We start from the raw sequence: 390 nt of genomic DNA, 5'->3' as shown, positions 1-390 counted from the left end.
CATAAGCTTATCGTCATGATAAGTGTAAATGGTGGAGCTATGCGGGATCGAACCGCAGACCTCCTGCGTGCAAGGCAGGCGCTCTCCCAGCTGAGCTATAGCCCCATTTACATGCAGTTGAGATTTTACGTTTACCTTCAATGAAGGTCTCACCAAAAAATTGGTTTGCCAATCGTTTCTAATCAAGGCAGTTGATAGCAACATTTAGTAGACTAAATGAGTCATCATCCAACGTAGAGTAGGAAAGATTGGTGGGTCAGAGTGGACTTGAACCACCGACCTCACCCTTATCAGGGGTGCGCTCTAACCAGCTGAGCTACAGACCCAACGTAATTTCTCTTTCTTCTATCAAGTAATCTGTGTGAACACTCACATGCATCGCTGCACTTT

2 tRNA genes are annotated in these 390 nt (G+C 45.6%); both read right to left on the bottom strand.

What is annotated here, in order from left to right:
* Positions 1-29: 29 nt before the first annotated feature.
* Positions 30-105 (bottom strand) — tRNA-Ala (locus tag H5164_RS19835).
* A 144-nt stretch (positions 106-249) separates the two neighbouring features.
* Positions 250-326: transfer RNA gene (locus tag H5164_RS19830), tRNA-Ile, on the bottom strand.
* Between the last annotated feature and the right edge of the window lie 64 nt (positions 327-390).

The organism is Shewanella sp. SG41-3 (assembly GCF_014164545.1).
Classification (GTDB): domain Bacteria; phylum Pseudomonadota; class Gammaproteobacteria; order Enterobacterales; family Shewanellaceae; genus Shewanella; species Shewanella vesiculosa.
The sequence above is the reverse complement of the archived record's forward strand: the minus strand, read 5'-3'. Positions and strand labels throughout refer to the sequence as shown.